The 25,076-nt window shown below is 66.8% G+C and carries 21 protein-coding genes and 1 pseudogene; 13 read left to right on the top strand and 9 right to left on the bottom strand.

Features of this window, described 5'->3' with window-relative positions; all coding sequences use genetic code 11:
• Positions 1 to 6: 6 nt before the first annotated feature.
• Complete coding sequence (locus EJI00_RS23640) at positions 7 to 630, bottom strand: hypothetical protein (protein WP_260590824.1); 624 nt, start codon at positions 628 to 630, stop codon at positions 7 to 9.
• 113 nt (positions 631 to 743) lie between these two features.
• On the opposite strand from EJI00_RS23640, the gene EJI00_RS23635 reads away from it, so the two are divergent.
• From EJI00_RS23635 to acs, 10 genes are all read left to right on the top strand, one after another.
• Positions 744 to 1,658 (top strand): LysR family transcriptional regulator, encoded by a 915-nt coding sequence (locus EJI00_RS23635; protein ID WP_126749915.1) that lies wholly within the window; start codon positions 744 to 746, stop codon positions 1,656 to 1,658.
• 160 nt (positions 1,659 to 1,818) lie between these two features.
• On the top strand, positions 1,819 to 3,192 hold the full coding sequence (locus EJI00_RS23630; RefSeq protein WP_126749914.1) for an SLC13 family permease: 1,374 nt from the start codon (positions 1,819 to 1,821) through the stop codon (positions 3,190 to 3,192).
• 40 nt (positions 3,193 to 3,232) lie between these two features.
• Positions 3,233 to 4,915 (top strand): malonate decarboxylase subunit alpha, encoded by a 1,683-nt coding sequence (gene mdcA / locus EJI00_RS23625; protein ID WP_126749913.1) that lies wholly within the window; start codon positions 3,233 to 3,235, stop codon positions 4,913 to 4,915.
• A gap of 14 nt (positions 4,916 to 4,929) precedes the next feature.
• On the top strand, positions 4,930 to 5,262 hold the full coding sequence (gene mdcC / locus EJI00_RS23620) for a malonate decarboxylase acyl carrier protein (RefSeq protein ID WP_126749912.1): 333 nt from the start codon (positions 4,930 to 4,932) through the stop codon (positions 5,260 to 5,262).
• Positions 5,259 to 6,149 carry a biotin-independent malonate decarboxylase subunit beta gene (locus EJI00_RS23615; RefSeq protein WP_126749911.1) on the top strand — a complete coding sequence of 297 codons (891 nt, stop codon included), beginning with the start codon at positions 5,259 to 5,261 and terminating at the stop codon, positions 6,147 to 6,149. Before mdcC ends, EJI00_RS23615 begins: the two co-directional genes overlap by 4 nt.
• 21 nt (positions 6,150 to 6,170) lie before the next feature.
• Positions 6,171 to 6,872 (top strand): biotin-independent malonate decarboxylase subunit gamma, encoded by a 702-nt coding sequence (gene mdcE / locus EJI00_RS23610; protein ID WP_126749910.1) that lies wholly within the window; start codon positions 6,171 to 6,173, stop codon positions 6,870 to 6,872.
• A gap of 26 nt (positions 6,873 to 6,898) precedes the next feature.
• Positions 6,899 to 7,582 (top strand): malonate decarboxylase holo-[acyl-carrier-protein] synthase, encoded by a 684-nt coding sequence (gene mdcG, locus EJI00_RS23605; RefSeq protein WP_126749909.1) that lies wholly within the window; start codon positions 6,899 to 6,901, stop codon positions 7,580 to 7,582.
• Positions 7,579 to 8,442 carry a triphosphoribosyl-dephospho-CoA synthase MdcB gene (gene mdcB / locus EJI00_RS23600; RefSeq protein ID WP_126749908.1) on the top strand — a complete coding sequence of 288 codons (864 nt, stop codon included), beginning with the start codon at positions 7,579 to 7,581 and terminating at the stop codon, positions 8,440 to 8,442. Before mdcG ends, mdcB begins: the two co-directional genes overlap by 4 nt.
• A complete protein-coding gene (locus EJI00_RS23595) occupies positions 8,439 to 9,347 on the top strand; it encodes an ACP S-malonyltransferase (RefSeq protein WP_126749907.1) in 909 nt (302 codons plus the stop codon). The genes mdcB and EJI00_RS23595 overlap by 4 nt, the downstream gene beginning before the upstream one ends.
• Before the next feature lie 114 nt (positions 9,348 to 9,461).
• Positions 9,462 to 11,360, top strand: coding sequence for an acetate--CoA ligase (acs, locus tag EJI00_RS23590; protein ID WP_260590829.1), 1,899 nt, complete (start codon positions 9,462 to 9,464; stop codon positions 11,358 to 11,360).
• 8 nt (positions 11,361 to 11,368) lie between these two features.
• Here acs and EJI00_RS23585 read toward each other — a convergent pair whose 3' ends face one another.
• The 3 genes from EJI00_RS23585 to EJI00_RS23575 all read right to left on the bottom strand — a co-directional run bounded on the left by EJI00_RS23585 (position 11,369) and on the right by EJI00_RS23575 (position 15,193).
• On the bottom strand, positions 11,369 to 11,746 hold the full coding sequence (locus EJI00_RS23585; protein WP_126749905.1) for a YbaN family protein: 378 nt from the start codon (positions 11,744 to 11,746) through the stop codon (positions 11,369 to 11,371).
• Between the two features lie 108 nt (positions 11,747 to 11,854).
• On the bottom strand, positions 11,855 to 14,203 hold the full coding sequence (locus EJI00_RS23580) for a cytochrome P450/oxidoreductase (RefSeq protein WP_126749904.1): 2,349 nt from the start codon (positions 14,201 to 14,203) through the stop codon (positions 11,855 to 11,857).
• Positions 14,204 to 14,224: 21 nt separating this feature from the next.
• A complete protein-coding gene (locus EJI00_RS23575; RefSeq protein WP_126749903.1) occupies positions 14,225 to 15,193 on the bottom strand; it encodes a Bug family tripartite tricarboxylate transporter substrate binding protein in 969 nt (322 codons plus the stop codon).
• A gap of 135 nt (positions 15,194 to 15,328) precedes the next feature.
• On the opposite strand from EJI00_RS23575, the gene EJI00_RS23570 reads away from it, so the two are divergent.
• Complete coding sequence (locus tag EJI00_RS23570; protein ID WP_126749902.1) at positions 15,329 to 16,150, top strand: IclR family transcriptional regulator; 822 nt, start codon at positions 15,329 to 15,331, stop codon at positions 16,148 to 16,150.
• A gap of 23 nt (positions 16,151 to 16,173) precedes the next feature.
• On the opposite strand, the gene fusA is transcribed toward EJI00_RS23570, so the two are convergent.
• Positions 16,174 to 18,234, bottom strand: a complete 2,061-nt coding sequence (fusA, locus tag EJI00_RS23565; RefSeq protein ID WP_126749901.1) for an elongation factor G — start codon at positions 18,232 to 18,234, stop codon at positions 16,174 to 16,176.
• Positions 18,235 to 18,579: 345 nt separating this feature from the next.
• On the opposite strand from fusA, the gene EJI00_RS23560 reads away from it, so the two are divergent.
• A complete protein-coding gene (locus EJI00_RS23560; protein ID WP_126749900.1) occupies positions 18,580 to 20,424 on the top strand; it encodes a pectate lyase in 1,845 nt (614 codons plus the stop codon).
• 206 nt (positions 20,425 to 20,630) lie between these two features.
• Here the strand turns inward: EJI00_RS23560 and EJI00_RS23555 are convergent, their stop codons facing one another.
• Positions 20,631 to 22,085 (bottom strand): amidohydrolase family protein, encoded by a 1,455-nt coding sequence (locus EJI00_RS23555; protein WP_126749899.1) that lies wholly within the window; start codon positions 22,083 to 22,085, stop codon positions 20,631 to 20,633.
• Positions 22,086 to 22,261: 176 nt separating this feature from the next.
• Positions 22,262 to 22,648, bottom strand: a pseudogene (locus EJI00_RS23550) (LysR substrate-binding domain-containing protein); the annotation flags it as partial.
• A gap of 188 nt (positions 22,649 to 22,836) precedes the next feature.
• Between EJI00_RS23550 and EJI00_RS23545 the strand changes: the two are divergent.
• Positions 22,837 to 23,046: a hypothetical protein gene (locus EJI00_RS23545; RefSeq protein ID WP_126749898.1), complete on the top strand. Its 210-nt coding sequence runs from the start codon at positions 22,837 to 22,839 to the stop codon at positions 23,044 to 23,046.
• A gap of 13 nt (positions 23,047 to 23,059) precedes the next feature.
• On the opposite strand, the gene EJI00_RS23540 is transcribed toward EJI00_RS23545, so the two are convergent.
• Positions 23,060 to 24,235 (bottom strand): thiolase, encoded by a 1,176-nt coding sequence (locus tag EJI00_RS23540; RefSeq protein WP_126749897.1) that lies wholly within the window; start codon positions 24,233 to 24,235, stop codon positions 23,060 to 23,062.
• Positions 24,232 to 24,645, bottom strand: a complete 414-nt coding sequence (locus EJI00_RS23535) for a Zn-ribbon domain-containing OB-fold protein (RefSeq protein ID WP_126749896.1) — start codon at positions 24,643 to 24,645, stop codon at positions 24,232 to 24,234. The genes EJI00_RS23540 and EJI00_RS23535 overlap by 4 nt, the downstream gene beginning before the upstream one ends.
• Positions 24,646 to 25,076: the final 431 nt, after the last annotated feature.

Raw genomic sequence — 25,076 nt, 5'->3', positions numbered from 1 at the left:
GTTGAGTCAAGTTCGCGCAACCCGCCCCGACGGGACGGCGCTTCGTTTGACTTTCACCCAATCGCTCGACCGGACGCCGGGCTGGTAGACGCTGCCCGCGCGCTTGGCCACCAGGCCTTCCAGTTTCATCGGGATCACGACATCGGCAAAGAGCTGGGCAGCGCCCGATTCGAAGTGATCGACGTACATGATGTACGGCCGCGGCCTCTTCTTGAAGATCCCGGCGAGCGCGGCCTTGCGCTCGAGCAATGGCTGCTGCGTGATGTCGACGCTGCGGTGCACCAGCAGATCGAAGACGCAGTAGACGACGTTCGGGCCACCCGGGTAGCGGCCCCGAGCCCCACGATCCTGCAGCTGGCTGAAGTCGCTGCGGCCCACCTGGTCGAACACGCAAACCTCGCCGTCCACCACGCACTGCCCGCTTCTCAGCTTGCCCAGGCTTTGCGTGATCTCCGGAAACCACGTGGTGGCGTCGGTGCCGTTGCGCGTGCGCAGCTGCACGGCGCCGTCGAACTCGGCCAGCACCCGATAGCCGTTCAACTTCAGTTCGTAGATCCACCCCGGCTCGTCGAGGTCGAGCGGGCGTTCGTCGAGCAGCATGGGCTGGTAGCGGTCGACCTTGTTGGCCATGTTGGGACGCTGTACCTCGCGGCACCGGCTGGCTGTCAGCCAATGTCGCAATCTGAAGCCGATGCCGTCCATGATCCCCAGGGGTACGATCCGGTGTCATCCGCAGGCCGCCCATGCTCCTCCACGTCGACGAAGAAATCACTTTCCGCAAGCTCGAGATCCTGCTGGCCTTCATGGAAGCCGGCAATCTGGCCCGCGCGGCGGAAAAGCTCGACATCAGCGCCGTGAGCGTGCACCGCGCCCTGCATTCGCTGGAAACCGGCTTGCGCTGCGCCCTGTTCCGGCACGAAGGCCGCAACCTGCACCCGACCGAAGCCGCCCATGCGCTGGCCGAGGTAGCGCGCGATGTGCTTCGCACCATGTCCGAAGGCGTTCGCGCCACGCGGGAAGTTGCCGGCTACTCGGCCGACCGGATCCGCATCGGTTCGCTCTATTCCCTGACCAGCCGCACGGTGCCGCAGCTGATCATGGGCATGAAGCTGCGCAAGCCCGACCTGCACACCGAGCTCGTGCTCGGCTCCAACGCGCACCTGCTGCAGAAGCTGCGGGACGGCGCCATCGACGCCGCGCTCATGGCCATTCCCGAAGATGTTTCCGACGTCGAGTCGGAACCGCTGTTCGAAGACGACATCCAGTTTGCCGCACCCGTAGGCTCCCCCTACTCCGCCCTGAGCGAAATCGACCTGAGCAACTGCGCCGGCGAGCGCTTCGTGAGCCTGAGCGAAGGTTTCGTCACCTACCGTGGGTTTGTCGAAACCTTCCGCATCGCCGGCTTCACGCCCAACGTGGTGATGAAGACCGACGACATCTTCTCGTTGATGAACCTGGTGAGCGGCGGGGTCGGCTACACGCTGCTGCCGGGGCGAGTGCGCGGCGTGATGCCGCAGAAGGTGCAGCTGATTCCGCTGCAACCCCGGTACTTGATGCGCCAGACCATCGCGCTCAACTTCCTGCGCACGCGCGAGCGCGACCCGAACCTGCTGGCGTTGCTGTCGGTGTGCCGCCTGGCAAGAGCTGAACTCCGCTGAGGGTTAAACATCCGACCGATCAGGGTTAACCCTCGATCGTTTCACAAGGCGTAAAGGTCGGCAACGCCGCTTCATTGATCGTCCCGGAGGGGGTGCGTACCGTACGGACCCAGACGCGTGGTGCCATGTGCGTCGTACCTAAAACACCGGAGACGCATCGATGAGTTCACATTGGATTTCGATTTACACGCTGGTCGGCATGTTCGTGCTGGCCACCGTGCTGCCCATCAACATGGGCGTGATCGCCTTCGTCGGCGCGTTCCTGGTCGGCACGCTGGTGGCCGGCATGAACACGAAGGCGATCATGGGCGGCTTTCCGGCCGACCTGTTTCTCACGCTGGTGGGCATCACCTATCTGTTCGCGCTGGCGCAGAACAACGGCACCATCGATTGGCTGGTCAGGCTGGCGGTGCGCGCGGTGCGCGGGCGCATTGCCGCCATTCCCTGGATCATGTTTCTCATTGCCGCGCTGCTCACGGCGGTGGGCGCGGTCAGCCCGGCGGCGGTGGCCATCATTGCGCCTATCGCGCTCGGCTTTGCCGCCAAGTACGGCATCAACCCGCTGCTCATGGGTTTGATGGTCGTGCACGGCGCTCAAGGGGGCGGCTTCTCGCCGATCAGCATCTACGGCGGCATCACCAACAAGATCGTCGCCAAGGCCGGCCTGCCGCTGAACGAGGTTGCCACCATGCTGGCAAGCCTCGGGGTCAACCTGTCGGTGTCGCTGCTGCTGTTCTTCCTGATGGGCGGCATGAAGCTGCTGCGGCAGCGAGCGAATGCCGACGGCAGCGCCCCAGTCGTGCAGCGCGTGTCGCATGGGCAAAGCGGCGCGCAGGTGTATGGCGATGCCGAGGGCGAATCGTTTCCCGAAGAGCGGCGCATCGCGGCGCGGGCGGAAAACTCCCTGATGGAATCATCGCGCGCCGAAGCCGCGCAACCTGGCTCGCATGCCTACCGCATCGCCACCGTGGCCGGACTGCTTGCGCTCGCCGTGCTGACGCTGTTCTTCAAGCAGGACATCGGCTTCGTCTCGATCAGCATCGGCCTCGTGCTGACGCTGATGGCGCCCAACCTGCAAAAGCGCGCGCTGGGACAGGTGTCGTGGCCGGAGATCATGCTGATCGTGGGCGTCAGCACCTACGTGGGCGTGATGGACAAGATGGGCACCATCGACTTCGTCGGCCATAGCGTGGCCGGACTCACCTCGCCCATGATCGCCGCGCTGCTGCTGTGCTTCGTCGGCGCCGTGGTCTCGGCCTTCGCCTCGTCGACCGCCGTGCTCGGCTCGCTGATTCCGCTGGCGGTGCCATTCCTGCAGGGCGACACGGGTGTGAGTGCCATCGGCTTCATCGCGGCAATGGCCGTCTCCTCGACCATCGTCGACGTGAGCCCTTTCTCCACCAACGGCGCGCTGGTGCTTGCCAACGCCAAGGGCGTGGACCGGGACGTGTTCTTCCGGCAGCTGATGGTGTACGGCGCCATCGTGACGCTGGTGGCGCCGGTGGTGGTGTGGCTGCTCTTCGTGGTGCTGTGAGGGCGCCGCCGTTTTCGATCGAACTTCAACTCCTCTTCCTATGATCTCCAGATCCTGGACCTCCAAGGCCGACGACCGCAGCATGCGGTTGGCGCGCGCGGCCGATGCACTCGGAAACCGGCTCGCCGGCAAGCGCGTCGACACCGAAGCCATCGCCACCCTGCTCGAGGCGGTGCTCTCGCCCGGCGACCGCGTCTGCCTGGAAGGCAACAACCAGAAGCAGGCCGACTTCCTCGCGCGCGCCCTGGTCCAGGTCGATCCGGCCAAGGTGCATGGGCTGCACATGGTGCAGTCGGTGCTGGCGCTGCCGGAGCATCTGGACGTTTTCGAGAACGGCGTGGCTGCGCGGCTGGACTTCAGCTTTTCGGGGCCTCAGGGTGCGCGGTTGGCCAAGCTCGTGTCCGCCGGGCGCATCGAGATCGGCGCCATCCACACCTACCTGGAACTGTTCGCGCGCTATTTCGTCGACCTGACGCCCAAGGTGGCGCTGGTCGCCGCGCAGGCGGCCGATGCGGAAGGCAATCTCTACACCGGCCCCAACACCGAAGACACGCCGGCCATCGTCGAGGCCACGGCGTTCTCGGGCGGCATCGTGATTGCGCAGGTCAACGAAATGGTCGATGGCAAGACGACCACGCTGCCGCGCATCGACATTCCCGCCGACTGGGTGAGCTTCGTGGTGAAGGCACCGAGACCCAATTTCATCGAGCCGCTGTTCACGCGCGACCCGGCGCAGATCAGCGAAGTCCAGATCCTGATGGCGATGATGGCCATCAAGGGCATCTACGGCGAGTACGGCGTGCAGCGCCTGAACCACGGCATCGGCTTCGACACCGCGGCCATCGAGCTGCTGCTGCCGACCTATGCCGAGTCGCTCGGCTTGAAGGGCAAGATCGGCAAGCACTGGGCGCTGAACCCGCATCCGGCGCTGATCCCTGCCATCGAGGCGGGCTGGGTCGAATCGGTGCATTCCTTCGGCTCCGAGCTGGGCATGGAAGACTACATTCGCGCGCGCTCCGACGTGTTCTTCACCGGCCCAGACGGCAGCCTGCGCAGCAACCGGGCGTTCTGCCAGGCGGCCGGCCATTACGCCTGCGACATGTTCATCGGCTCGACCTTGCAGGTCGATCTGGACGGCAACAGCTCGACCGCCACGCTGGGCCGCATTGCCGGCTTTGGTGGTGCGCCCAACATGGGCGCCGACGCACGCGGACGCCGGCATTCGAGCCCGGCCTGGCTCAAGGCGGGGCGGGAAGCGCGCGCCGGGCGCACGGGCGCAGCCGGCACGCCGCGCGGGCAAAAGCTGGTGGTGCAGATGGTGGAGACCTTCCGCGAGCACATGCAGCCGGCCTTCGTCGACCGGCTCGATGCATGGACCCTGCAGGAGCAGGCCGGCATGGAACTGCCGCCGATCATGATCTACGGCGACGACGTCTCGCACATCCTCACCGAGGAAGGCATTGCCAACCTGCTGCTGTGCCGCAGCGATGAGGAGCGCGAGCAGGCGATTCGCGGCGTGGCCGGCTATACCGCGGTGGGCCTGGCGCGCGACAGGCGCGCAGTCGAGAACCTGCGCGACCGCGGCGTGATCCGCCGACCGCAGGACCTGGGCATCGACCCCCGCCAAGCCACCCGCAACCTGCTGGCCGCACGCAACATGCGCGACCTGGTGCGCGCCTCCGGCGGGCTGTACCAGCCGCCCAAGCGTTTCAGAAACTGGTAGCAGGAGATTCAACGATGAGCGACGTTCCCGCAGGGCTCGAAACCCTGGACTTTTCTTTCTCCGGCGGCCGCCAGGCCGGTGCCTTTGCGCCGGTGCTGGTCGGCGTCGTCGGTTCCGGCAACCTCGAAGTCATGCTCGAGCCAGACGCCGGCAACGGCTGCGCCGTACGTGTCGAAACCTCGGCGCGCGGCTTCGGCCCCATCTGGCAGGCCGTGATGAACGACTTCCATGCCCGCCATCCGCTGGCCGGCGTGCGCGTGTCGATCAACGACATGGGCGCCACGCCCGCGGTGGTGAGCCTGCGGCTCGACCAGGCGGTGGCCGAGATCGCAGGAGGCCGGCCATGATCAGCTATGCCGAATGCTCGGCGCGCGAGCGGCTGGCGCTGCTGCTCGACGCCGGCAGTTTTCATGAATGGCTGCCTCCGAGCGAGCGGGTCACCAGCCCGCACCTGGCGCAGCTTGGCGTGCCGTGTGCATTCGACGACGGCGTGGCGGTCGGCCGCGCGATGCTCGATGGCCACAGCGTGTTCGTGGCCGCGCAGGAAGGCGCGTTCATGGGCGGCGGCGTGGGCGAGGTGCACGGCGCCAAGCTGGTCGGCCTGCTGCAGCGCGCGCTGCGCGACCGGCCGGCGGCGGTGCTGCTGCTGGCCGAATCAGGCGGCGTGCGCTTGCACGAGGCCAACGCCGGGCTCATCGCGGTATCGGAAGTGATGCGCGCCCTGCTCGACGTGCGCGCCGCCGGCATGCCGGTGATCGTGCTGATCGGCGGCGCCAACGGCTGCTTCGGCGGCATGGGCATCGTCGCGCGCTGCGCCGACCACATCGTGATGAGCGACGTCGGCCGGCTCGCGATGTCGGGCCCGGAGGTGATCGAGGCTTCGCACGGCGTGGACGAATTCGACTCGCGCGACCGCGCGCTGGTCTGGCGCACCACCGGCGGCAAGCACCGCTGGCTCACTGGCGACTGCGATGCGCTGGTGGAAGACGATGTTGCTGCTTTTCGCGCGGCGGCCATTGCGGCGCTATCCGGTTCGAAACCATTGACCTTGGCTGCGCTGGAACAGGAGCACGTGCTGCTCACGGAGCGCTTGCATGCCCTGCCCTCCACCGGCACCACCAACTCCACTGACAGCGACGAAGCAACCCTGCTCTGGACCGCGCTCGGCATTCCCGATGCGCAGCAGGTACCCGAGCTCTCGGTGGATGCCGTCCGCGCGCTGCGCACCGTTTGACAAGACAGAGAGGAGCACTCCATGCAGTGGAATTCACTCGTCACCCAGCTCTTCGGCCCGTACCACGGCATGCGCGAAGGCGGCGACTTTCTGCAAGGCGAAGTCATCTTCGACGGCGAGCCTGTTGCGGTGATCGGCACCACGAACCATGCACCGATCGGGGTGCGGCTCGCGCTGGCGCAAGCCCGCGTGGTGCTGGACACCGTCACGCAGCACCCGGGCCGGCCAATCCTGCTCCTGATCGACACCCAGGGCCAGCAACTGCGCCGGCGCGACGAACTGCTCGGTATCAACCGTGCGATGGCGCACCTCGGTGCGAGCATCGACCTGGCGCGGCGCCGCGGCCACCGCGTGATCGGCCTGGTGTACGACCAGGCGCTGTCCGGCGGCTTCATCACCTCGGGGTTGATTGCCGACGCCTGCTACGCGCTGCCCGAGGCCGAGATCCGCGTGATGCGCATCCCCGCCATGGCGCGCGTGACCAAGTTGCCGGAAGAAAAGCTCACTGCCCTGTCGCAGTCCAACCCGGTGTTCGCACCCGGCGTGCAGAACTATGTGGCGATGGGCGGCGTGCGCGCGCTCTGGCAGGGCGACTTGCAGGCCTGCCTGCGCGAGGCGCTGGCGCACACGCCGACGGAAGACCAACGTGCGCGGGACGGCGCCGAACGCGGCGGACGCCGCATGGCCGCCGCTGTCGTGCGGCGCGTGCTGGACGCGGCCTGACAGCCGTCTGAACAGGCAAGACCGCCATGGCTCCGCTGCGCCGCCATCAACTCGCCCGGCTTTCCACCAGCGGCTGGGCCGCCGTGCTGGGCCGGCCATGGGACGAGCAGGCACGCGAATGCCTCGCGCATTGGGCTTCGCATCAACTGCCGCTGGTCGTGACGCGGCAGCCAGCCGATTCCGCTGCCGGCGAGCGAATCGCGCTCGGCTTGCCGGCGCCCGCGCGCTGGGACAAGCGCCGGCTTGCACTGCAGGTACCACACGCCGCGGTGCTTGGCCTCGACGAGTTCCCGCGGCTGGGTGACGTGCACGAGCTGCTGCCACCGCCAGCACAAGGCGCGATCCGCGAACTGCTCGGCAGACTCGACGAACGCCACGCGGCGGCACGCATTTTCGGCAGCTACGGCTGGCAGGCGATCAGCGGCCTCGATCACGTGCACGCGGCCTCCGATCTCGATCTGTCGGTCACCGTCGAGGGCGCGGCGCATGCGGATGCTGTGGTTCAGGCGCTTGCGTCGTTCGAGGCGCCACGGCCGCGGCTGGACGGCGAACTCCTGTTCAACGACGGCTCGGCGGTGGCATGGCGTGAATGGAACGAGTGGCGCGCCGGACGTGCACGGGCCGTGCTGGTCAAGCGGCTCGATCGCGTGAGCCTGCAACGCGATACCGCGTGGTGCGAGCATGTCCAAATGACGGAGCTGCCCGCATGAAAAACTCAGCGCTTCCGCTGCAGCCGCAAGCGCCACTCACACCACAGACGATCGGGCGCGCCGCCACGCTCGCGCTCTACGACGAACTCGCCCTTTCGCCCAAGCCCGGCCTGGTCACGTTGATCGACCGCGGCAGCCACGACGACATGGACGCGCACACCTTCATGCGCAGCCTGTTCTCGCTGCGCCGCTACTTCGTGCAGATTGCCGAGGCCGGCGCGGAAGGCGCGGATTTTCCGGTGCTTGAACGGCATGGCATTGCGGCCGAGGCGCGCATGCTGGCCGCCACCGGCGGCGTCAACACGCACCGCGGCGCCATTTTCATGCTCGGCCTGCTGTGCGCGGCGGCAGGTGCCGCGCTGCGGGAGCAAGGCGGCGCATTGCACCCGGCCGGCTTGCGTGATGCGCTGCGCCGCCACTGGGGCGATGCGCTGGCCAGACGCAGCCAGAGGCCGTCCGCATTGCCCGGTGGCATCGCTGCGCGGCGCCACGGCCTGCGCAGCGCATCCGAAGAGGCGGCGTTGGGTTTCCCGGTGCTGTTCGAAACAGCCCTGCCGGCATTGCAGCGCGCGCTGGCCCGTGGCCTCACGGCTCGCCAGGCCCGGCTCGATGCCTTGTTCCACATCATCGCGGTGCTGGACGACAGCAACCTGGCGCACCGCGGCGGTCTTGCGGGCCTGCGCGGCGCCCAACGCGCGGCCCAACGCTTTCTGGATCGGGGAGGCATCGCACGGCCCCAAGGGCTCCGGGACGCGCAGGCCATTGCAGACGATTTCGTGCGGCAGCGGCTGTCGCCCGGCGGCGCGGCCGACACGCTCGCCGCCGCCTGCTGGCTCCAGCGCGTGTGTCCGGCCCCATGAGCTACGCGCTGCTCTTTTCCGGCCAGGGCACCCAGCACCCTGCCATGCTTCCCTGGCTGGCGGACGACGCCGTCGTGCGCGGCATGTGCGCGCAGCTTGGCATCGACGACTGGCGCGGTGCGCTCGCCGATCCGGAATGGGCCGAACGGAACAGCAATGCCCAATTGCTCCTGACGAGCCTTGCGTTGGCAGCCTGGGGGCAGCTCGCGCCCCTGGTACCGCCGCCGGCCGCGGTGGCCGGCTACAGCGTCGGCGAGCTGGCCGCCTTCAGCGCGGCCGGCGTCATCGATTCCGGCGCGGCGGCAGTGCTTGCGCCGCAGCGGGCCGAGGCAATGGACCGTTGCGCCGCGCATGCGCCCGGTGGCTTGCTGGCTGTCAGCGGCCTGCCGGAGCAGCACCTCGATCGGTTGCGTATCGAAGCGGGACTCGAGCTCGCCATTCGCAACGGCAATGCCAGCGTGGTTCTCGGCGGCCCGATTGCCGCGCTGGAGGAGGCCGAGCGCACGGCCATGGCAGCCGGTGCCCAGTGCACGCGCCTGCGGGTCAACGTCGCCTCCCACACACCCTGGATGCGCGAGGCGGCAAAGAGCTTTTTTCAGACCCTCGCGCAGGTGCCTTTTCGCGCGCCCCGCGTCGTGCTGTTCAGCAACACGGGGGACCGCATGCGCGATGCGAACTCCGCGCGCACGGCATTGGCCGCCCAGATCGCGCAGACGGTTCGCTGGGACGAATGCATGGAAAACATCATGGCGCGGCAGGTGCGCTGCGTGCTGGAAGTGGGGCCGGGCCAGGCGCTGGCGCGCATGTGGAACCAGCGCTATTCCACCGTTCCGGCACGCGCCTGCGACGACTTCCGCAGCGCCGCGGCCATTGCAGCCTGGTTGAACAGCCATGCGGACCGATGAACCAGTCGGCTCGGCGTCTTTGAATCGAACAACAGGAGATCCATCGTGAGCACCCAAGAACCGACAACCCCTTTCATTCCCACCCCGGAGATAAAGGATGCCCACGTGTACGGCATGGCCGCGTACGACAAGCTGGTGGCCGACGCGGAGGCCGACTACAGCGGCTACTGGTCGCGCCTTGCGCGCGAGTTCCTGAGCTGGAAAACCCCGTTCACCCAAGGGCTCGACGACAGCCAGGCCCCTTTCTTCAAGTGGTTCGAGGACGGCACGCTCAACGTGTCCTACAACTGCCTCGACCGCCAGGTGGAGCGCGGCCTGGGCGGCAAGACCGCCATCGTCTTCGAGGCCGACGACGGCCAGGTCACCCGCGTCAGCTATCGCGATCTGCTCGCGCGCACCTGCCGCATGGCCAATGCGCTGAAGGCGCGCGGCGTGAAGAAAGGCGACCGCGTCGTCATCTACATGTCGATGAGCATCGAGGGCGTGGTCGCCATGCAGGCCTGCGCGCGCATCGGCGCCACGCATTCGGTGGTGTTCGGCGGCTTCTCGGCGCAGAGCCTGCGCGACCGCATCCAGGACGCCGGTGCGGTGATGGTCATCACCGCCGACGAACAGGTGCGCGGCGGCAAGCAGCTTCCGCTCAAGGCCATCGTCGATGAGGCCATCGCACTGGGCGGCTGCGAGAGCGTGAAGAACGTCATCGTCTATCGGCGCACCGGCGGCCCGATCGGATGGGCTCCGTCGCGCGACCGCTGGCTGCACGAAGAAACGCAAGCGCAGCCGGAGACCTGCGAGCCCGAATGGGTGGGCGCCGAGCATCCGCTGTTCGTGCTCTACACCTCGGGATCGACCGGCAAGCCCAAGGGCGTGCAGCATTCCAGTGGCGGCTACCTGCTGCATGCTGTGCTCACGACCCAGTGGACCTTCGACCTGAAGCCGGACGACGTGTTCTGGTGCACCGCCGATATCGGCTGGGTTACGGGCCATACCTACATCGCCTACGGCCCGCTGGCGCTGGGCGCCACCGAAGTCCTGTTCGAGGGCGTACCCACATACCCGGACGCCGGCCGCTTCTGGAAGATGATCCAGGACCACAAGGTGAGCGTGTTCTACACCGCACCGACGGCCATCCGCTCGCTGATCAAGGCGGCCGAGGCCAACGAGGCCGTGCACCCCAAGCGCTACGACCTGTCGAGCCTGCGCATCCTGGGCTCGGTCGGCGAGCCCATCAACCCGGCCGCGTGGGAGTGGTTTCACCAGCATGTCGGCGGCGACCGTTGCCCCGTCGTCGACACCTTCTGGCAAACGGAGACGGGTGGCCACATGATCACGCCGCTGCCCGGCGCCACGCCGCTGGTGCCGGGCTCGTGCACCCTGCCCTTCCCCGGCATTGCTGCGGCCATCGTCGACGAGACCGGTGCCGATGTGCCCAACGGCCAGGGCGGCATCCTGGTTGTGAAAAAGCCCTGGCCGAGCATGATCCGCACGATCTGGGGCGACCCGGAACGCTTCAAGGCGAGCTACTACCCTCCGGAACTCAAGGGCTACTACCTCGCGGGCGATGGCGCCATCCGCGATGCGAAGACCGGGTACTTCACGATCACGGGCCGCATCGACGATGTGCTCAACGTCTCGGGCCACCGCATGGGCACGATGGAAATCGAATCGGCGCTGGTGTCTTGCACCGCGCTGGTGGCCGAAGCCGCGGTGGTCGGCCGGCCCGACGACACCACGGGCGAGGCGATCTGCGCCTTCGTCGTGCTGAAACGCTCGCGCCCCACCGGAGACGAAGCGAAGAAGATCGCCAACGAACTGCGCAACTGGGTTGCCAAGGAGATCGGCCCCATCGCCAAGCCCAAGGACATCCGCTTTGGCGACAACCTGCCCAAGACGCGCAGCGGCAAGATCATGCGCCGGCTGCTTCGGTCGGTGGCCAAGGGCGAGGCCATCACCCAGGACACATCGACGCTGGAGAACCCGGCCATCCTGGAGCAGCTATCGGAACGGAACTGAGGGCAACCTCACGGCTCCGGCCGCCTCCATAGCCAGATGGCAACCGCGGCCATGAGCAGCGGCGCGCCGATCTTCACGGCGATGTGGGCGCTGGTGGCCAGCAGCAGGGCCGAACTGAAGGCCATCATCCAGCTGGCCGCCCACTTTGCGCGGCGTGGTACGCAGCCTCCCTCCCGCCATTGCCGGATGTACTTGCCATAGCGCGGGTGCCCGACAAGCCACTGCTCCAAGGCAGGCCAGCCGTGTCCGCCAGCCCAGGCGGCGGCAAGCAGAAAAGGTACCGTCGGCAGAACGGGGAGAAAGACGCCGAGCAGGCCGAGCGCGACCAGCACCAGCGCCAGCACACGCCAGAGCAGTTTCGCGACCGAAGCGCCGAGCCGCTTCAACGGGCGCGTCCTCTGGGTTGCTCTGACGAAAACGGGGGGTGCAGCATCGGCCGATGGTAGCCAATGCCAACTGGAACAACCTGGTTGAATGCCTGGCCGATCTCTTGCCTACAGCTCCAGCACCAACCGCCCCTCGCACGCACGCGAACAGCAGGCCATCATCCGCGTGTTGGCCTCTCGCTCAGGCCGGGTCAGCACCATGTCGCGATGGTCCACCTTGCCGGACAGCACCCGCACTTCGCACGAACCGCAAAGGCCCTCCTCGCAGTCGCTCTGCACATCGACGTTGGCCGCGCGCAAGGCGGACAGCAGTGTCTGGTCCGGCGGCACGGTGACGACCAGGCCTGAATCCTTCAGCTCGACTTCGAACGCATGCTCCTTCGAAGGGTCGAGCGTGGCCAGCGTCGATTCGAAATGCTCGACGCGCAAGGCGCCTTCGGGCCATGCGGCGCAGCAGCCCTCGAGCGCCTGGAGCATCCGCAGCGGACCGCAGGCATAGACCTGGGCACCAGGCACCGGTTCGGCGAGCAGCGACGGCAGATCGCAGCGCCGGCCTTCGTCGCCCGCATAGACGCGCAGCCGTTCGCCGTGCAACGCCGCAAGCTCGTCCAGAAAGGCCATGTGCTTGCGGCTGCGGCCGCTGTAGTGCAGCTCGTAATCGATGCCCAGCGCCTTCGCGCGGCGCGCCATTGCGTTCACGGGCGTGATGCCGATGCCGCCCGCGATGAAGATCGCCTTCTTCAGCGACTCGTCGAGGCGGAAGTGATTGCGAGGCCCACGGATGCGCAGCCGGTCGCCGGCCTTCACCTGCGTGTGCACCCAGGCCGAGCCACCGCGGCCCTCGGGCTCGTGCAGCACCGCAATCTCCAGTACGCCGGGTTCGTCCGGGTCGCCGCAAAGAGAGTACTGGCGCGACAGCTCGGACGAGCCGCACTCCACGTCGATGTGCGAACCCGCGGTCCAGCGCGGTAGCGGCTTGCCGTCGGGCGACACCAGGCGCAGCTTGACCACGCCCTCGGCCACGCGCGTGACGCGCTCCACCACCACAGGCCGCGACACGGCATGCCGCGAAGTCTCGCCGACGCGCACCGGCAACTGCGCCTCGCGGAGCGCCGGGTTCCGGCGCTCGGGGTTGGCGGCAGGATCCCACTCGACCCACAGGTGCTCGGGTCCGCGGAACGAGGTGTTCGGCACATAGGTGAAGCGCTGCTGCGCAAGCCGCATGTGCGGCATCCGCCGTGTGAACTCCGAGAGGAAGACCTGCATCTCCATGCGCGCAAGGTTCTTGCCCATGCACTGGTGCGACCCGTAGCCGAAGGTCAGGTGGTCGCTCGCGTTCTCGCGGCGGATGTCGAACAGGTCGGCATCGGCAAAGTGCGCCTCGTCGTGGTTGGCTGACGAGGTGACGATCAGCAGCCGCGATCCCGCCGGCAGGTCCACGCCGCCTACCTGCGTGTCCCTGGTGACGAGGCGCCGCCACGCGGCCACCGATCCGTTGTGCCGCAGGCACTCTTCCACTGCGTTGGGAATGAGCCCCGGGTCTTCGCACAGCTCCTGCCACACCTTGGGGTGCTGCAGCAGCAGCTTCACCGCGTTGGCGGTGGCATTGGCGGTGGTTTCGTGCGCGGCCACAATGCCCGCCATCATCATCGAGTGCAGGTACGAATCGGTCACCACCTCGGGGTGCTGCTTCTGCTTGCGGATGCCGTACTGCATCCAGCCGGGCGCGTCGGGGTCTTGCCGCATCTTCTCGAGCACCTTGCCGGCGTACTGCCAGAAATTGCCCACTGCATGCGCCACGGCCACTTGCTCCTCCGGCTTGGGCCGGCCCCAGGTGTTGACGGTGTGCGCAATCGAGTATTTGCGGAGCTGGTCCATGTCTTCCTCGGGCACGCCAAGGAAATGCAGCGCCACCGTCAGCGGAATTTCCCACAGCATCTGGTCCACGAGGTCGGCCTTGCCGTCGTCGATGAAGCGGTCGACATAGGTGCAGGCCAACTCGCGCACCATCGGCTCGTGGTGCTTGAGCGCCTCGGGCGTGAACGGGTCCATCAACACGCGGCGGCGCGGCATGTGGGCGGGCTCGTCCTCGTTCACGAGCGTGCGGTTCAGCGCAAAGCCATAGGAGGCGAGCACGGCATTGGCCTCGTCGCTCGTCGGCGTGATTTTCTCCAGCGCATTCGAGGGGCTGAAGGTGATGTTGTCGCGAAACACCGCCTTGATGTCGTCGTAGCGAGTGATCACCCAATAGCCGAGCTTGGGGCTGTAAAAGATCGGCTCCTTCTCACGCGCCCAGCGCACGTACTCGGGAGGGTCCTGCTGGTAGCCGTCCTCGAAGGGGTCGAACTCGGCGGCGCGCGCGCTCACGGGGCAGCCGGTGGGCGTGCGCTCTGCCGACAGCGGCCCGTGCGCGACAGGACAGCCGGATGAGCGCGAAGGATTGGCGGTATCTGACATGGGCGGTGCTCCCCGGTCTTGTCAGTCGAGCGTGATCTTCAGGTCGCGAATCAGCTTGTGCCAGCGCGCCGTCTCGCTCTTGAGCAGCGCGGCATATTGCGCGGGCGTGTTGGCCACCGGCTCGACGCCGAAATCGACCATGCGCGTGCGCACCGAGGGCTCGTTGATCGCCGCCACCAGTTGGCGATTGAGCGTGTTCACCACCTCGGGCGGCGTGGCCGAGGGCACCACCACGCCGACCAGCGCCGCGGCTTCGACGTTCTTGTAGCCGAGCTCGGCGAAGGTGGGCACATCGGGCAGTTGCGGCAGGCGCGTGGGGTTGGCCACCGCCAGCGCACGGACCTTGCCGCCCTTGATGAAGCCGGCACCGGCCGCCAGGTCGACCATCATGGCCGGCAGCTGTCCGCCCACCACGTCGGCCAGCGCCGGCGCGGCACCGCGGTACGGCACGTGAACCATGAACAGGCCGGCCTCTACCTTGAGCAGTTCCATCGCCAGGTGATGCGGGCTGCCCGCGCCTGCCGAGGCGTAGCTCACGTCGCCCGGCTTGGCCTTGGCCTTGGCGATGAAGTCCTTGGCCGTGGCAATGCCGGAATTGGCGCCAACCACCAGGATCATCGGGAACTTGCCCATCAGCGTGACGGGTGCGAGGTCCTTCGTGGGGCTGTACGAGAGCGACTTGTAGAGCGCCGGATTGAACACCAGCGTGCCGTTGTCGGCCGACAGCACGGTGTAGCCATCGGCCGGTGCGCGTGCCGTTTCAGACGCGGCCAGCGCGGTGTTGCCGCCGGGCTTGTTGTCCACCAGCACCGGCTGGCCCACCTGGGTGGAGAGTGTCTGCGCCACCGTGCGCGCCAAAAAATCGGAGCCGCCACCTGCCGCGTAAGGAACGAGCCAGCGGATCGGCTTGGCCGGGAAGGTCTGGGCACTGGCGCCGGCCGCGGCAAGGAGGGAAAGAGCAGCAAGGCACCGGACAAGACGGTTTTTCATGGGGGAGGCTCCAGTTAGTGTAGTTTCGTATTGCGTAAATATCATACGCATTGCGTAATGATGTACTTTCAGGGCTAACCCTGCATCCGAACGCTCCCCTTACCACTGCGCCCCAGCAACTAACATCAAGCGCACATGACCAAAGCCCTGGAGCCCTCCTCTCTTCCTCCCACTACCCGCGAGCGCCGCCAGCGCGTGCAATCGGCCGAAACGGGCATGGCGGTGCTCAAGGGCCTCGCCCACCTGGGCGGCCGCAGCAGCCTCACGGCCCTCTCGGCCCATGTCGCCGAAAGCCCGGCCAAGGTGCACCGCTACCTTGCCAGCCTGATGGAAGAAGGCCTGGTGCTGCAGGATGCTGTCTCGCAGCACTACTACCTGGGTACCGAGGCCATCCAGATCGGCTTGGCCGCGATGCGCCAGGCCGACCCCATTCGCGCGGCCGAGCCCTGCCTGGTCAGGCTGCGTGAATCGCTGGAGGTCACTTGCTTCGTCGCCGTCATGGGCAACAAGGGGCCGACCATCGTGCGCTTCGAGGAGCCAGGCCTGCCCGTTACGGTGAACGTGCGCGCCGGCTCGGTGATGTCGATCCTCTGGTCGGCCACGGGCCGCGCGTTCCTGGGCTTGCTCGATGAGTCGCGGGTGCTCGCGCTCGCCGAGCAGGAACTCGCCGATTCGCCTGAAGACATGCGTGCCACGCTCGACGCGGCCGACCCCATCGGACAGCTGCGCCGCGACGTGCAGAAGGCGCATTGCGCGAGCGTGAAAGACACCTACCTGCGCGGCATCAGCGCCGTGGCGGCGCCGGTCTACGACTATGCGGGCCGCGTGTGCGCGGTGCTGACGGCATTGGGAGCGACAGGTGGATTCGATCCCGCCGTCGACGGCCCCATTGCCACCGCGGTTCGGAAAGAAGCCCGCGCGGCCAGCGAGCTGCTGGGCTACCGCACACAGGACTAGCAACGGCCGGGTCCGGCGTCCTGCTACTCCTCCTCGTGCCCCCGGTACTGCCCCATCAGCGTCTGCTGAACCCCCGGCGGCACGGCTTCGTAGTGCGACAACGCGATGGTGTATCGGCCCTGGCCGCTGGTCATTGCATTGAGCCTTGACTGGTAGTTGGCCAGTTCGGCCATGGGCACATGGCCGCCGACGCTCACGGTGCCGGCGCCGACGTCGGACGTACCGGTGACCACGCCGCGCCGCGCGGACAAGTCGCTCGTGACATCGCCGACGGAATGCTCGGGCACGTCGATTCCTATCTGCACGATCGGCTCGACCACCACGGGCCGGGCCTCGCGGATCGCGGCCATGAAGGCCTTGCGGCCGGCGGTCGCAAAGGCGATGTCCTTGCTGTCGACGCTGTGGTGCTTGCCGTCGCACACCACCACGCGCACATCGACGACTGGGTAGCCCGCAATCGCACCGCTCGCCAGCACCTCGCGCACGCCTTTCTCCACCGCGGGAATGAACTGGCCCGGAATGGCGCCGCCCCTGACTTCGTCCGCAAACTGAAAGCCGGCGCCGCGCGGCAGCGGCTCGATGCGCAGGAAGACCTCGCCGAACTGGCCCGCGCCGCCGGTCTGCTTCTTGTGGCGGTGGTGGCCCTCGGCCGGCGCGGTCACGGTCTCGCGGTAGGCAATGCGCGGCGGCCGGGTCTGGACCTCGAAGCGGTACACCTCGCGCAAGCGCTCGAGCACGATGCGCAGGTGAAGCTCGCCCAGTCCGTAGAGCACCGTCTCGTTGGTGGCGGCCACATGCTCGATGCGAAGGCACGGGTCCTCGGCCGCGAGCTTGCCGAGGATTTCCCAGGCGCGCTGTTCGTCGCCATGGCGCTTGGGCTCGACCGCCAGGCCATGCACCGGCACCGGAAACGCGAGCGGCGCGAGATGAACGTGGCTGTCGTCCGCGGCGTCGTGCAGCACGGCATCGAAATGAATCTCGTCGACCTTGGCCACCGCCACGATGTCGCCCGGCACCGCGTGCGACACCTCCACATGGTCTTTGCCCTGCAGCATGAACAGGTGCCCCACCTTGAAGGGCTTGCGGCCGTCGCCGATGTAGAGCTGGCTGTCGCGCGTGAGCGTGCCCTGGTGCACGCGAAAGATGCCCATCTTGCCAACGTAGGGGTCGACCGTGACCTTGAACACATGCGCCAGCACGTGCAGCGAAGGATCGGGCCGGACTTCCATTGGCCTGGCCTCCGCGCCCTCGCCAAGCAGAAACTCCGGCGGATTGCCTTCGGTCGGGTCGGGCAGCAGCTTGACGATCACGTCCAACAGCTCGGCCACGCCGGCGCCGCTGCGCGACGAGACGAAGCACACCGGTATCAGGTGGCCCTCGCGCAGCGCCTGTTCGAGCGGGGCGTGCAGCTCCGCCGGGTCCACGTCGCCCTCTTCGAGGTAGCGGTCGACAAAGGCCGCATCGACCTCGACCACCTGCTCCACCAGCGCGCGGTGCGCCGCTTCGACGGGGCCGAAGTCGGAGCGCCCGAAGCGGTTGAAGAAACAGTCGACCACCTGCCTGTTGACGCCGTCGGGCAGGTTGAGCGGCAGGCATTCGCGGCCGAAGGCTGCCTGGATATCGGCCAGCAGGCCCTGCAGCGAAACGCCCTGCGAGTCGATCTTGTTGACGATGATCATGCGCGCAAGGTGGCGCGAGGCCGCGTACTCCATCATGCGCACCGCCATCGGCTCGATGCCGGTGGCGGCGTTGATGACCACCGCCGCAGTTTCGACCGCTTCCAGCGCCGGCAGGCTCTGGCCGAGAAAGTCGGGGCCGCCGGGCGTGTCGATGAAGTGGATGCGCGTGCCGGCGTGCTTGAGGTGCATTACCGATGCGTTGAGCGAATGCAGCATGCGGCGCTCGAGCGGGTCATGGTCGCTGACGGTGCTGCCGCGCTCGATGCTGCCGCACGCGCCAATGGCACCCGCCTTGTGCAGCAGGGCCTCGGCAAGGGAGCTCTTGCCCGCGGCGGCGGGCCCGACGAGCGCCAGCGTTCGCACTGCTTCCATATCGGCCGCGAGGCCGTTCGATCGGCTTGGCATGGCGTGGACTCCTTGGCGTCCGGAAGGCCGGCCCGGCGGCCTGCACAGGCTCGGGCACCGCGTGTGAACGCTGAGAGTCAGCCTACGGGATTGGCACTGCCGACGCAACGGCGCCAACCCCGGCCGGCATTCGTTCGCAGCCCTACCCATCAACTCATACGTTGTCCTACAACTGTGTAACTACTGGTGATACTTTGAAGCGAATTTCTTCGCAACTCCCGATTGACGCGGCATTGAAGCTGCTCGAATAATCCGCGCGCTGCGTCATAAGACAACTGATGTCGTATGACATCTGATGACGCTGCCCGACCGACCCCGGACATTCGATCAATAAAGGGAAATGCCATGAAACGCCGACAGTTTGCAATTTCGGTCCTGTCTCCCGTCGCGCTGGCCGCCTGTGGCGGCGGCGGCAACGATGGGCCGACCTTCCCGATTCCTCTTCCGCCAGCACCACCGCCCCCTGCTCCCCCTCCCGCGCCAACGCCGCAAGCCACCGCCGCGGCAGGACTCAAGCGCGCGGCAAGCTACATGGACGAAGTGGTCTCCTACAAGGGGGGCTATGTGTGGTCGTACTCGCCAGACCTCACGCAGACATTCGGGGAAATGGAGGCCAAGCGCACGATGCTGTGGCTGCAGCCGCCGGGCACTTCTTCCATCGGCCATATCTACCTCGACGCCTATCACGCAACCGGCGACGAGCGCTTCTACCAGGCGGCGGACCGCACGGCCAAGGCAGTTGCCGCGGCCCAGCACAGCTCGGGCGGCTGGAACTACATCTACGACTTCGCCGGCGAGGCATCGCTGCAGCACTGGTACGAAACGGTGGGCATGAACGGCTGGCGCCTGGAAGAGTTCCAGCACTATTACGGCAACGCCACCTTCGACGACGCCACCACCGCCGTCGCATCGCAGCTGATGCTGCGCATGTACCTGGAGAAGAAAGACCCGGTCTACCAGGCCGCGACCGAAAAGGCGATCAAGTTCATCACCGATGCGCAGTTCGGCCCCCAATTCGGCATTGCGGACGGCGGCTGGCCGCAGCGCTTTCCGCACAACCCGAACGCGATCACGTCGATGCCCTTGCCCAACCCGCAGCAGTTGCCCGCGGGCGCTCGCGCGGGCATGGAAGACAGCGACTACACGCTGCACGTCACCTTCAACGACGACGTCATGGGCGAGAACATCAAGTTCCTGACCATGTGCGTGATGACGCTGGGCCGCACCGACCTGGTGGCCAACATCATCCGGGCGATGGACTGCATGCAGCGCATGCAGTGGACCTCGGGGGTGCTGCCGCTGCAATCGGGCTGGAGCCTTCAGCACCTGTCGCGCGAAACCAATGGCCGCCCGGCGGGCGCTCCGGCCGGTGCGCGCTCCTACGAGCCGCGCTCGCTGGCCACGCACACCACGCAGACCAACATCCAGCAGCTGCTCGGCTACTTCACGCTCACCGGCGACAAGAAGTACCTGTCGCAACTGCAGAAGGCGATCGACTGGCTGAAGTCGCCGTCCATTCAGCTTCCGGCCGATGTCGCGACCATCAACCCGCTGCTCGCGGGGCGCAACGTGGCCACGTTCATCGAGCTCGACACGAACGAGCCGCTCTTCGTTCACCGCTACGGCTCCAACATCCACAACGGCGCGTACTTTTTCGACAAGGACATCACCAACACGGTCAGCCACTATTCGTCTGGCCGATCGGTGAATGCCGCCGCGCTGCAAAAGCGCCTGGACGAACTCAACGCGATGACGCAGCCGCAGATCGATGCCATGGTCGCCAAGTCGCCGCTGCGGGCCACCGCGCCCCGCGCCCTGCCAAAGTACTTTGCCGCCGTGCGCGAAGTGGACTTTCCGGACCTGTTCGAGGGCGCGGTGCTGAAGACCCCGGCGGTGCCCGAATCGGAAGTGCAGACGATCCTGGCCGCGCTGGTGGACGGCAACTACTGGACCGCGCCCGTGCCCGAGATCGTGAACCCGTACCGCGGCAACGGCCCGACGACGCCGTACACCGGCACGGCGTACCGCAGCCGCCACGTGGGCGATATCTACGACACCTCGCCGTATCCGGCCGATGCACCGCCGGAGATCGAGCCGTATGTGAAGCGCGAAAAGCCGCAGTTCATCGTCACATCGAACTTCATCGCCCGCATGGGACGGTTGATCTCGTTCATCTCGCCGGTGGCCTGAGCCGGGCCCGGCGATCCGCGCGGCGGCAGAAAAATCTAGCTGCCGCCGCGCGCACTGATTGCGATGTGCGGCCGCCACTCACAAGGAGCAGAGACATGTCGAATCACGTTGACAAGTCGCTCGAACTGACCGGCTCATCGCGCATTGGCAAGTGCCGCTGAAGATCGGGTTCACGCTGGAATAGCCGCCCGGTAGAGGCCGCCGATTCAGGGCTGTTTTCCTGCATCGCATGGCGCGGCATCCGGAGTGGCTGCCACACCGGCCAGACGGCGTTGCGCCGCCACCTGCTCTCCATCGACGAAGACGCCGTTGATGTTTTCAACCCCCGCCGCAAACACCAGTGCCGCGTACGGGTCCTTGTAGGGCTGGAAACCTTTTGCGTCGACCAGCAGGAAATCCGCTTTCTTGCCTTCTGCGAGACTGCCAACCACGCCGTCGACACCCAGCACTTCCGCGCTGCCCAGCGTGTGCATGCGCAGCACATCGAACGCACTCAAGACCGAGGCGCTCTGGCGGTTGGCGCGGATCTGATACAGGCCGGCGCGCATGTTCTCGAAGGGGTCCGCGCGATCCGCGCTGGCTTCACCGTCAACGCCCATGCCAATGCGCAGGCCTTGTGCGCGGTAGGCCGGAATGTCGGGCGTTCCCGAACCCAGGCGACCGTTGGACAACGGATTCCAGCTCATGCCGGCGCCTGCCTGTGCTGCTTCGAACACCATGTCCGGCGTGGGATGCACGAAGTGCCCGTAGACCAGCTTAGGGCCTACAACCCCGAACTCCTTGAGCCACCGGTAGCGTGCGCGTTCGGCACTCACCAGCCCCGGTGCTTCGAGGTAATGCTGCTGGTTGTCCAGGCCAAAGGCTTGCATCAGCCCGGCTTCGGTACGTGTCTGGGCCGGGTCGTCGTAGTACATGCCGGCGCCGGCAATGACGGTTCCCAGATAGCGGCCGCTGCCGCGCTGCTCGCCAGCCCATTGCAGGAAGGCGCGCAACCGCTCCTTCGCGTCTTCAGGCGTCCATTGCGCATCGATCTTGCGCACGTTGAATCCGTGGAGTACTCGCATTCCGCTGTGGGTAGCTGCGAGCAACTGGCAGCGATCCACGCGCCCTGTCTTGTCGCCGCCCGTGACCGTGAAGTTGAAGGCGGTGGTGATTCCATTCAACAGATGGTGCTCAGCCCCCAGCCGGGTCAGACGGTACAGCTGCGCCGCGTCGAGCCCGGGCGTGACCTTGCCATAGAGCTGCGCCATCCAGCCCTCCAGGTTCTGGTCGGATGCGATCCCGGCAAAGTCGCTCTGCCATAGATGACTGTGGGCCGAGACAAACCCTGGAAGCAGCCATTGGCCTTGTGCATCGATGCGCCGGGCCGCGCGCAGATCGGCGGCCGGCCGGCCTTCGCCTACGCGAGCGATGGTGCCATCGGATGCAACGAGCAGATAGCCGATGAACGGGGCGGGCCGGGCCGGATCCATCGGAAAGACCAACGCGTTCTCGACCAGCAACCGGTTGGCTGGCAGCGAAGCAATGCCCGCGCAGCCCCCAAGCAACATGGCCGTCGCAGTCATGGTGGTCGCCAACCACTGCCTGAATGAACCAAGGCGCCAATTGGAAACGGTCGCCGTGATCGGCCCGTTTGTACGGCTGCAAGCGGAAATTTTCATGACGTACTCCGTTGGAGGCGCCATTGCACCTCAAGAGACGCTGCGTGCTCCCTCGGCATCCGTGATTTAAGTCGATGTCTCGAGAAAAGCCGGCACAAACTCTTTAACAGCCGTGATTCTGGCTGGGCAGATTCTTTTTTGTTGCCCCCGTGCTCAGGGCTGCCGGATCCGGCCAGTCAACCACCGGCGAGTGTCCCGTCGCTCACCAGTTGCCGAAGAGCCTCTGCCACAGGGGCCATGCTTGCAGCCTGGCGGTACAGCCGGATTTCCACCGGCACCCGCCAGGCGCCCTTGCCTGCATCGGCCAGCGCACCGCTGTGCAAGTCGTCCGCAACCAGGCTCATGGGCAGCCATGCAAGGCCGCGTCCTTCGAGCGCCATGGTTCTGAGCAGCGCCGCGTGGTGCGCCGTAAAAACCACCGAGAGCGACGATGCGAAGTCTTTGCCGAACTCGCTGTCCTGTATCGCACGCATGATCCGCCCCAGGCCCGAGGCTTCGCTGTAGGCCAGCACCGAAGGCGCCTGGGCAGTGCCGAGCGCATGCAGCGGCGCGCCGTGAACATCGGCGCATCGCTGCACCGCTGATACCAACGCACCCATGCCAACGCGCATTGGGTCGAAAGTGGTGCGAGTTTCCGACACCTCTTGTAGCGTGTTCCGCACGACTACTGGGGTGACACCCTGAGCACAAGCCGAAGTTGTTGGGCTAGTATTTCCATACAGTGCCAGCAACACCCAGACCCATTGAGTACTTGCTCGAACTCGAGCACGCCAGTTTCCCGGTGCACATCCGGGACCGGGAGGCGATCCAGGCCATTGCCGTTCTGAAGGCGATTGGCTGCGTCGAGGCGGAGATTTCTCCGCCCCTCGATCTCTGCAGTTCGTTCGAGGACTACGAATGCGCGGTGGTGAGAGAAATCACGCCGGTGGGACGAACGGAGCTGGCCGCGGAATACGGCTGACGCGCTTCATTCATCACAACGTTTGCGCCAGCCCGAGCACGGCCGTGGCCTGGCTGGATAGCGTACCGCCATTGCCATGCGCCAGCGCCGTGCGGGCACTGCGCACCTGCCGGTCGCCGCCTTCTCCGCGAAGCTGCCGCACGGCCTCGATCAACGCGAAGATCCCGTACATGCCAGGGTGCACGCAGGACAACCCGCCACCGTTGGTATTGACCGGCAGCCTACCGCCGGGCGCAATGGCACCGCCGCGCACGAAGGCGCCGCCCTCGCCCTTGGCGCAGAAGCCAAGGTCTTCAAGGAAAAGCAGCACGTTGATGGTGAAGGCGTCATACAGCTGCACCACGTCGATGTCGCTCGGTGCCAGGCCGGCCATGGCAAACGCGGCGCGCCCGCTGTCGCGCGCGGCCGTCGTCGTCAGGTCGTGCATCGATGAAATCTGCCGGTTCCACACGGCCGTGCCGGTGCCCAGCACATGCACCGGCTCGCGCGGCAAGTCCCGCGCACGGTCGGCGCGCACCAGCACGAAGGCGCCTGCGCCGTCGGTCACCAGGCAGCTGTCGCGCACGGTCAGTGGGTCGCAGACCATGCGCGCGCCCAGCACGTCGTCGATGGAGAGCGGGTCGCGCATGAACGCCTCGGGGTTCAACCGAGCCCAGGCGCGCGCGGCCACCGCCACCTCCGCAAGGTCGCGCCGCGTGGTGCCGAACTCGTGCATGTAGCGCGATGCGGCCAGCGCATAGGCCGAGAGCGGCTGCATCGGTTCATAAGGCGTTTCGTAAGGCTGCGGGTCGAGGTAGCGGCGGCTTGCCACCACTTCCCTGCGCCCGAAGGTGGCGGTGCGCTGCGCGCTTCCGTAGCAGACGAGCACCGCGTTGCACTGGCCGCTGGCCAGCGCCTGCATGGCCGGCAGCAGGTGCGCGATGAAGCTGGAACCGCCGAGCATCGTGCTGTCGATGTAGGTCGGGCGAAGGCCCAGGTACTCGATGACGGGCATGGCCCACATCGTTGCGCTCGCGCTGGCGGTGCAGAGTCCGTCGATGTCCTTCATGGCCAGCCCGGCGTCGGCCACGGCGCGGCGCGCGGCCTCGGCCAGCAGTTCCATGTCGGTGTGGCCCGGCGACTCGCCGCAGCCGTAGGTGGCCACGCCGGCGATGGCGGCGCTGCCGCGCAGTTGCTTCAGCGTGGTCATGCAGCGTCTCCCGTGATTGCATCGAAAACAACCATGCCGCTCCCGCCGGCCGGCACCACCACGCGCGCCCGCACACGCAGGCCGATGCGCACGTCGGCCGGCGGCATGCCTTCGACGCGGCTCATCAGGCGCACGCCTTCGTCCAGCTCGACGATGCACACGTTGTAGTCACCCCCGGCCTCCGGCTTGCGGCGCACAGTAGTCACGGCATATACGGAGCCCGTGCCGGCAGGTGCCACCAAGGCGGGCTCTTCGGCGCCGCAGTGCGGGCATAGCACCCGCGGAAAATACACAGCGCGCTGGCAGGCGCCGCAGCGCTGGATGAGAAAGCGGCCCGCGTCCAGCTCGGCCTGGTGACGCGCCAGCACGCCGGCGCCGGTCGGTTTTGATGTCGTCGATGGATTCGTCATTGAAATGGCCGGAGTTCGGCATGTGTTGCGTCGAGCATGCCGGCTGCGCCCCATCCGCGCCATTCGCGATTGCCGAAGCCCCCGCTCGGCCAAGCCGAACCGGGGGGCCGTGGGTGCAAATTGATTCTCCATTGCACGTGCTACGTGCACGACCGCACCAGTTCCGAGCACGGGCTCGCTCCATCGCTCTCCCAGTCCGTCGCTTCGGCGCCTTCCACGGAGAAGCATCGATCTTCGCGCGCAGGCACGGTCTTTGCGTGATCAGGAAATCACGGTGTAACGAAGCACCGCTTTGGTGTGGTTTTCGCGGTCTTGCGAACACCCGGCGCAAATAGCGCCAGCACCTTCAGCCCGCACTCCGCGGGCGCCCCTCCCCCCAACCCCGCTCGTCAATGCAGCCCGCAAGGCTGCGTTGCGGCATTTGCATTTTC

This window comes from Variovorax sp. DXTD-1 (assembly GCF_003984625.1).
Taxonomy (GTDB): domain Bacteria; phylum Pseudomonadota; class Gammaproteobacteria; order Burkholderiales; family Burkholderiaceae_C; genus Variovorax.
The sequence above is the reverse complement of the archived record's forward strand: the minus strand, read 5'-3'. Positions and strand labels throughout refer to the sequence as shown.

Coding starts and splice junctions, on each gene's coding strand:
- EJI00_RS23640 (WP_260590824.1), bottom strand. CDS start 630: ATGGCCAACAAGGTCGACCGCTACCAGCCCATGCTGCTCGACGAACGC.
- EJI00_RS23635 (WP_126749915.1), top strand. CDS start 744: ATGCTCCTCCACGTCGACGAAGAAATCACTTTCCGCAAGCTCGAGATC.
- EJI00_RS23630 (WP_126749914.1), top strand. CDS start 1,819: ATGAGTTCACATTGGATTTCGATTTACACGCTGGTCGGCATGTTCGTG.
- mdcA (WP_126749913.1), top strand. CDS start 3,233: ATGATCTCCAGATCCTGGACCTCCAAGGCCGACGACCGCAGCATGCGG.
- mdcC (WP_126749912.1), top strand. CDS start 4,930: ATGAGCGACGTTCCCGCAGGGCTCGAAACCCTGGACTTTTCTTTCTCC.
- EJI00_RS23615 (WP_126749911.1), top strand. CDS start 5,259: ATGATCAGCTATGCCGAATGCTCGGCGCGCGAGCGGCTGGCGCTGCTG.
- mdcE (WP_126749910.1), top strand. CDS start 6,171: ATGCAGTGGAATTCACTCGTCACCCAGCTCTTCGGCCCGTACCACGGC.
- mdcG (WP_126749909.1), top strand. CDS start 6,899: ATGGCTCCGCTGCGCCGCCATCAACTCGCCCGGCTTTCCACCAGCGGC.
- mdcB (WP_126749908.1), top strand. CDS start 7,579: ATGAAAAACTCAGCGCTTCCGCTGCAGCCGCAAGCGCCACTCACACCA.
- EJI00_RS23595 (WP_126749907.1), top strand. CDS start 8,439: ATGAGCTACGCGCTGCTCTTTTCCGGCCAGGGCACCCAGCACCCTGCC.
- acs (WP_260590829.1), top strand. CDS start 9,462: ATGGCCGCGTACGACAAGCTGGTGGCCGACGCGGAGGCCGACTACAGC.
- EJI00_RS23580 (WP_126749904.1), bottom strand. CDS start 14,203: ATGTCAGATACCGCCAATCCTTCGCGCTCATCCGGCTGTCCTGTCGCG.
- EJI00_RS23575 (WP_126749903.1), bottom strand. CDS start 15,193: ATGAAAAACCGTCTTGTCCGGTGCCTTGCTGCTCTTTCCCTCCTTGCC.
- EJI00_RS23570 (WP_126749902.1), top strand. CDS start 15,329: ATGACCAAAGCCCTGGAGCCCTCCTCTCTTCCTCCCACTACCCGCGAG.
- fusA (WP_126749901.1), bottom strand. CDS start 18,234: ATGCCAAGCCGATCGAACGGCCTCGCGGCCGATATGGAAGCAGTGCGA.
- EJI00_RS23560 (WP_126749900.1), top strand. CDS start 18,580: ATGAAACGCCGACAGTTTGCAATTTCGGTCCTGTCTCCCGTCGCGCTG.
- EJI00_RS23555 (WP_126749899.1), bottom strand. CDS start 22,085: ATGAAAATTTCCGCTTGCAGCCGTACAAACGGGCCGATCACGGCGACC.
- EJI00_RS23540 (WP_126749897.1), bottom strand. CDS start 24,235: ATGACCACGCTGAAGCAACTGCGCGGCAGCGCCGCCATCGCCGGCGTG.
- EJI00_RS23535 (WP_126749896.1), bottom strand. CDS start 24,645: ATGACGAATCCATCGACGACATCAAAACCGACCGGCGCCGGCGTGCTG.